The sequence below is a fragment of the Aeromicrobium sp. REDSEA-S32_B7 genome, from assembly GCF_001626145.1.
Classification (GTDB): domain Bacteria; phylum Actinomycetota; class Actinomycetes; order Propionibacteriales; family Nocardioidaceae; genus Aeromicrobium; species Aeromicrobium erythreum.
The window spans coordinates 1-4992 of sequence record NZ_LUNF01000333.1; the positions used below are offsets into that span (position 1 = coordinate 1).

The window sequence follows — 4992 nt, forward strand, 5'->3', positions numbered from 1 at the left end:
CCACGAGCCCGTCGCGCACGGCCGTGGCCGGCACGACCACGCGCTCCGCCCAGAGACCGGCCACGTTGTGGCCGAGCAGGAACGTGTCGTCCCTCGGGTGAGTCGGGTCGACGAGCACGCGCTCCCCGACGCGAGGTGCAGGTCCGGCGACGGCCGGTCCGACGGCGACGACGCGAGCGACCCCCTCGTGCCCGAGCACCTCGGCGGGGTCGGCGCGGAGCCCGCGCAGGATCTGCAGGTCGGTGCCGCACACGCCCACGACCTCCGGGGCCAGCAGCAGCTCACCCGGTCCGGGCGTGGGGGTCGGAAGGCTGTGCAGCCGCAGGCCGGCGGGCGTGCGGACGAGGGCGCGGTGCCGCTCGACGCGCACCAGTGCCGCGGGGCGCCCCGACGCGACGGCTCCCCTGGTCATCGGACCGCCTCCGCTGCTCCGGACACGGCTGCGGCGGCGCCGGCCAGCAGGTCGACGTCACCCGGCACGCAGCACCGCAGGTGCTCGTCGAACCACGCGTCGTCCCGCGGCGGGTCGGCGTACGACGCGGGCACGGCCAGCAGCTCGCGGAGCGTGTGCTCGTAGACGGCGCCGAGTCCCTCGACCACACCGCCGCCGAGGGCCAGCAGGTCGAGGTGCGGGTCGAGGGTCCACAGGGTGCGGACCAGCGCCGCGACCGGGGCCACGGCGGAGCGGAGGACCCCCTGGGCCCAGTCCTCCCCTGCGCCGAGGCCCGCGCGAAGCCTGGCGACCGGGTCCGACGTGGCACCCGCGCGCCGCACGACCAGCCGCGCGATGCCCGGACCGGAGGAGATCGCGGCGAGGTGGGCCGCTCCCCCGCACTCGCAGCGCAGGCGCAGCAGGTCGGCGTCCTCGGCGTCGACCTGGGCCACGAGGTGGCCGACCTCGCCCTGCAGCCCGCGTTCGTCGATCTCGATCCGTGCGCGCGGGACGTCGAGACACCGGTAAGCAATGCCGCTGCTGACGGTCAGGTAGCCCACGTGCCGCACCCCTGCGGGTGCGTGACGCACGGCGAGGTCGGTGACGGCCGCGGTGACGTCGTTGACGAGGTGCCAGGCGACATCGGGACGGCGTCGGGCGAGCGCGGCGCCCAGGTCGACGGGGTCGTCGGCCGCCCCCCACAGCGGCGCCGAGCCGTGCACGATGCCGGTGCGCTCGTCGAGGGCGGCGCCGAGCGAGACCGCCACGCACGCACCCGGCGGTGCGAGACGGGCGAGCAGCGCGACGAGGTCGTCCCGCAGCACCGCCACCGGGACTCCAGGACGCCGCAGGATGCTCGGTGTGGGCACGCGCTCGGTGGGTGCGCCGTCCTCCAGGGGCCGGCTCCTCGTCCAGGTGCCGCCGACGTCGACGGCGAACGTCGCGGTCGCTCGCGTGCGTGCCGTAGGGCCGCGGGTGTCGAGCGCCGTCACGACGGGACCCTCGTGGCGGCGACGGCGCCGGGGACGTCGGGACCGCTGAGGTCCACGACACGTGGCAGCGTCCCGTCGTGGGACGACAGCGTGCCGACCACGACCGTGCGCGCGCCGCTCGCGACCGCGGCCCGGACCCCCGCCTCCGAGTCCTCGAAGGCGACGCACGCGTCGACGGGGACGCCGAGGAGCCGTGCAGCCAGCAGGTAGCCCTCCGGGTCGGGCTTGGGCCGTGCCACGTCGTCGGCCGTCACGAGGACGGCAGGACGCGGGACGCCGGCGGCGTCCAGGCGCCGCTCGGCGAGACGTCGGCCGGCCGAGGTGACGACGGCCCACCGGTCCTCGGGCAGCCCGGCGACGAGGGCCGCCGCGCCCGGGACCTCGACGATGCCGTCGACGGTCTCCTCCTCCAGGGCGGCCAGCCGGATCGCCTCGTCGGCAGCCACGTCGGCGTCCTCGAGGAAGTGGGCGGTCGTGCTGGCCGTCGGACGACCGTGCGCGTAGGCCAGCACCTCCTCCACGTCGAGGCCGTGCCGCCGGCTGAAGTCGGCCCAGGTCCGCTCGACCACCGACGTGGAGTCCACGAGCGTGCCGTCCATGTCGAACAGGTACGCGTCCGCCTCCGCGTGCCGCACGCTCATGCCGACACCCCCGCCGGTCGGCTCTGCGACGTCGGCAGCGTGTCGCCGAGCGGACGGTAGGCACCGCCGTGGTCCACCACGAGGACCTCACCGGCGAGGTCGGCGGCACGTCGCTCCACGAGGTCGCGGGCGAGCGGGCCGAAGTCGTCACCCGTCATGTAGTCGGCGTAGTCGAAGTCGTCCGGGCGGCGCGCCCTGATGCCCGGCGAGTCCACCATCTGCGCCGGCAGCGCCTGGACGACGCGCACGACGTCCGGGTCCTCCTCCTGCGCGAGCGACTCGACCAGCCCACGGGCCGCGGCTTTCGTGGCCGCGTAGCCGGCCCGCAGCGGGCCCGCGTTGTAGACGACCTCCGAGGAGATGCTGAGCACGACCGAGGGCGCCGCACGTCGCAGGGCGGGCAGCAGGCTGTGCAGCGCCAGCCACAGCCCGTGCACGTTGATGCGCCACTGGTCCTCCCAGTCGCGCTCGGTGGTCTCGGCGAACGGCGCACGTCCGGCGGTGAAGTAGACGGCCGAGTAGCAGAGCAGGTCGACCTCGTCGGGCAGCGAGCGCAGGACGACGCGCGCGGCGTCGGGATCGGCGAGGTCGACCGCGACGTGCTCCAGCAGCTCGGCCCCCGGGCCCACCGGACGGGACCGGTTGAGCGTCAGCACCCGGCAGCCGGCAGCGGCCCACGCGTCGGCGACGCCGCGACCGACGCCGGTGGAGCCGCCCACGACCACGGCCGTCGTCATCGCGTCTCCTGCGCGTAGTCCCGGGAGCGCGAGCGCAGCAGCTCCAGCGCCCTCTGCAGCTCGGCGTCGGTGACGTCGTTGACGAAGCGGTGGCCCCCGATCCCGACGGGCAGGGGTAGCCGCTGCTGGCCGTCGCGGTGGCGCACGGTGTCGCGCAGGGCGGACGCCAGCAGCCCCGGCTCGGCCAGCACGTCGTCCCAGGTGGGCAGTCCCAGCTGGCGCATGACGGCGAGGACCCGCGCCGACTGCTCGATCGAGACGTAGCCGCGGAGCTCGCCGATCACGGTGGTCAGCGCCATGTCGACGGCGACGGCCTCACCGTGGAGCAGGGAGGGGAGCGCGCGCATCTCGATGACCGGGCTGAAGGTGTGCCCGTAGTCGACGCAGCGCTCGAGGGTGGACTCCCAGAGGTTGGGCTGCAGCTCCTCCAGCATCAGGTGGATCGACTCGGCCACGACGGTCGCGGCCGCGGCGTCGAGCTCCGGCGTGCTGCCCAGCAGCCGGTCCTCGAGCAGGTCGCGACCCGAGCGCTCGAGCAGCTCGAACAGCTCTGCCGACTTCATCAGGGCGACCTTGAGCACCTCCGCGAGGCCGTTGGACACGTGCCGCGGGTCGAGGGTGCTGAGCCAGGTGCGGTCCAGGAACGTCGCCTTGGCCGCCGCGTAGGTCCCGACCCGGTTCTTGCCGGCCGCGTAGTTCACCCCCGTCTTGACCCCGACACCGGCGTCCACGAGACCGATCAGCGTGGTTGGGATGCGCAGGTACGGCGTGCCGCGCCGGTACAGGCTGGCCGCGAAGCCGACCACGTCGGTCAGCACACCCCCGCCGACCGCGAGCACCGGCTCACGGCGCCGGTCGATCCCGAAGGCGTTCATGGCGTCGATCACCGCCGAGACGGAGTCCCACTGCTTGACCTCCTCGTCCGCGCGCAGGGCGACGATCGTCGCGGCGACGTCGTGGGCGTCGAACCAGGTACGGATCCGGTCGCCGTGCAGGGCGTCGACCGCGCTGTCGACGACCACGAGTCTGCGCTCCCCCGCGGCCATGGGCGCGTCGGCGCAGCCGTCGAGCAGCGTCGTGTTGTCGACGTCGAACAGGCCCTGGGACCGCACGACGTGGTAGCGGACCTGCTGGACCGCCTCGACCGTCCACGACGCGTCGGCTCCGAGCCGTGGCGTGCGGGTCGGGTCGGGGACGGCGGTCGAGGGCGACGGGAGGTCGCCCCGCGTGCGGTGGACGTGGTGGTGGAGCCCCTGGGTGAGGGCCGTGGCGCTGCGCATCGGTGCTCCTGCTCCTGCTCCGGCCCGAGGGCCCGTGGTCGTGGCGTCGGTTGGTGGTGGTGCGCTGCCGCCCTGCAGGGATCTGCGGGCGACCACACCCGGTCAGTTCATCGTCGCGTGTGCCACTATAGTGGCACACAGCAGTTGTGGATGGCGAGTGTGATACTGTCAACACAGGAACGCCACTCCCTGTCGTTCCCCCACCGTGTCCCCGCCGCTGTTCCCGCCGCTGTCCCCACGGCGACCTCTCACCCCGGGAGTGACCATGTCGACCCTCGCCGAACGCCTGAACGCCTGGTTCGCCGACGCCGCCACGCGCGATCCCGTCGGTCGCATGCGCGAGCCCTCCACCGCCGAGGTCGCCCAGGCCATCAGCGAGAGCCCCGAGCACGACGTCACCATCTCGCGCAGCTACCTCGCGGCGCTGCGCAGCGGCGCGCAGACCAACCCCACGGTCTCCGTCCTCTCCGCGCTCGTGCACTACTTCAAGCCGCGCGCGGCGTCGCTGCCCATCTCGATGGCCGCCCTCACCGGCGAGGAGGAGGACGACGCCGGTTGGGCGCAGGCGCTGGCGGACCGCCAGGTGCGCTCGATCGCCATGCGCGCCGGCGAGCTCACGCCGGAGGCACGCAGCCAGCTCCTCACCATCATGGACGCGCTCGACGCGTCCCGACGCGAGACCGGTCAGCCGTGAGGGCCGTGGGCTTCCACGCCCCCGGCGGCCCCGAGGTCGTCGAGGTGCTCGACGTCCCCGAGCCCGACCGGGACGACCTGCTGGTCGGCGACGTCGCCGGCGCGGCGGTCAACCCGGTCGACCTCGCCACCCGCTCGGGCCAGATCCCGACGGAGGGCACCACGCTGCTGGGCTGGGACCTCGCCGGCACCGTGCTCCGCGCGCCGCACGGGTCG

6 protein-coding genes and 1 pseudogene are annotated in these 4992 nt (G+C 74.5%); 2 read left to right on the forward strand and 5 right to left on the reverse strand.

What is annotated here, in order from left to right; all coding sequences use genetic code 11:
• From A6Q79_RS18465 to A6Q79_RS18485, 5 genes are all read right to left on the reverse strand, one after another.
• Window positions 1-412, reverse strand: a 412-nt coding sequence (locus tag A6Q79_RS18465; protein ID WP_317698941.1) for an alcohol dehydrogenase catalytic domain-containing protein, incomplete at its 3' end; no start/stop codon positions are given.
• Window positions 409-1425, reverse strand: a complete 1017-nt coding sequence (locus A6Q79_RS18470) for an ROK family protein (protein ID WP_286689286.1) — start codon at window positions 1423-1425, stop codon at window positions 409-411. The genes A6Q79_RS18470 and A6Q79_RS18465, both read right to left, overlap by 4 nt.
• Window positions 1422-2066, reverse strand: a complete 645-nt coding sequence (locus A6Q79_RS18475; protein WP_067856504.1) for an HAD-IA family hydrolase — start codon at window positions 2064-2066, stop codon at window positions 1422-1424. The genes A6Q79_RS18470 and A6Q79_RS18475 overlap by 4 nt, the downstream gene beginning before the upstream one ends.
• The gene (locus A6Q79_RS18480; RefSeq protein WP_286689287.1) at window positions 2063-2803 is read right to left on the reverse strand and encodes an SDR family NAD(P)-dependent oxidoreductase; all 741 of its coding nucleotides are present in this window, start codon (window positions 2801-2803) and stop codon (window positions 2063-2065) included. Before A6Q79_RS18480 ends, A6Q79_RS18475 begins: the two co-directional genes overlap by 4 nt.
• Window positions 2800-4083, reverse strand: coding sequence for a sedoheptulose 7-phosphate cyclase (locus tag A6Q79_RS18485; protein WP_286689288.1), 1284 nt, complete (start codon window positions 4081-4083; stop codon window positions 2800-2802). Before A6Q79_RS18485 ends, A6Q79_RS18480 begins: the two co-directional genes overlap by 4 nt.
• A gap of 265 nt (window positions 4084-4348) precedes the next feature.
• On the opposite strand from A6Q79_RS18485, the gene A6Q79_RS18490 reads away from it, so the two are divergent.
• Window positions 4349-4777: a hypothetical protein gene (locus tag A6Q79_RS18490; protein ID WP_067856500.1), complete on the forward strand. Its 429-nt coding sequence runs from the start codon at window positions 4349-4351 to the stop codon at window positions 4775-4777.
• Window positions 4774-4992: pseudogene (locus tag A6Q79_RS18495) on the forward strand (NADP-dependent oxidoreductase); the annotation flags it as partial. The gene A6Q79_RS18490 and the pseudogene A6Q79_RS18495, both read left to right, overlap by 4 nt.

What these genes read in the sequence shown, in the direction of transcription:
- A6Q79_RS18485 (WP_286689288.1), bottom strand. Translation starts at nt 4,083, where the DNA reads ATGCGCAGCGCCACGGCCCTCACCCAGGGGCTCCACCACCACGTCCAC.
- A6Q79_RS18480 (WP_286689287.1), bottom strand. Translation starts at nt 2,803, where the DNA reads ATGACGACGGCCGTGGTCGTGGGCGGCTCCACCGGCGTCGGTCGCGGC.
- A6Q79_RS18490 (WP_067856500.1), top strand. Translation starts at nt 4,349, where the DNA reads ATGTCGACCCTCGCCGAACGCCTGAACGCCTGGTTCGCCGACGCCGCC.
- A6Q79_RS18475 (WP_067856504.1), bottom strand. Translation starts at nt 2,066, where the DNA reads ATGAGCGTGCGGCACGCGGAGGCGGACGCGTACCTGTTCGACATGGAC.